Origin of the sequence: Campylobacter troglodytis (assembly GCF_006864425.1) — a bacterium.
Classification (GTDB): domain Bacteria; phylum Campylobacterota; class Campylobacteria; order Campylobacterales; family Campylobacteraceae; genus Campylobacter_D; species Campylobacter_D troglodytis.
Genome location: NZ_QHLI01000193.1, coordinates 1 through 784, shown reverse-complemented (window position 1 = coordinate 784; position 784 = coordinate 1). Strand labels below are relative to the sequence as shown.

Genomic DNA, 784 nt, shown 5'->3' with positions numbered 1-784 from the left:
GGGGTAGGGAGGCTAGGTTTGTAGAATAGGACTTATGTTTATGAGCTTTATTTTAAGAGAAAATTTTGTTTCAAAGGCAAAGTTGTTTAGCTTGTATTTGAGTAGGATAGGGGGGGGGGTTATTTTTAGTGGATTGGTTTTTGGTAATAGTGGGAGTGGTTTTATAGTAGTGGAGACTGTGCTTAAAGAATAAGACTTATGTTGAGTGTATGAGCTTTTTGTCGGAGTGGGGGGCTTATGTTTCTTTTGATGAGATTTTTGTAAAAATAGCTAACTTGGTTTAAATTTAACTAGCTTGGAATTTAAGCTAAAAAGGCTTTGAATTCACGCGAGATTCAAAAGCTTAAATTTAAAGCCACAAAGGCTTTAAGTTGCAAGGCTTTCAAGCTTAAAAACTTTTCAAGTTTTTTAATGAAAGAGAGTAGGGAGCTTGTGTTTGTGGAGGATGAGGTTTGGTTGTAAGAGTAAAGAAACGATATTTACAAAAGGGTGCTTTGTTTGAGAACTTGGCTGCATTAACGGTAGAGGCTGTGTTAATGAGAGGCTATGTTACTAAGATGCTTTAAGCTTTGAGTGCTTGAGGCTTGAATTTGGCTTTGTGGGGTTGGTTTTTTGGGGGGGGGTGTTTGTGGTTTTGCTGATGAGATTAAGGCTCTTTGAACGAACTTGGCTTTAATTTTAGGACAGTTTTTTGAATTTAGAGTGTGTTTGATTTAAATTTAAGTTTCTTTCTAAGTTATCAAAGAAATGAGGCTAAATTTAATTTAGCTCAAGATACTTTAAT

At 35.5% G+C, this 784-nt stretch carries 2 protein-coding genes; both read left to right on the top strand.

Going from position 1 to position 784, the window contains the following annotated elements; translation table 11 throughout:
* Positions 1-40 precede the first annotated feature (40 nt).
* A complete protein-coding gene (locus DMC01_RS14200) occupies positions 41-193 on the top strand; it encodes a hypothetical protein (RefSeq protein ID WP_185908976.1) in 153 nt (50 codons plus the stop codon).
* Between the two features lie 125 nt (positions 194-318).
* Positions 319-462, top strand: coding sequence for a hypothetical protein (locus DMC01_RS14195; RefSeq protein ID WP_185908975.1), 144 nt, complete (start codon positions 319-321; stop codon positions 460-462).
* Positions 463-784 lie beyond the last annotated feature (322 nt).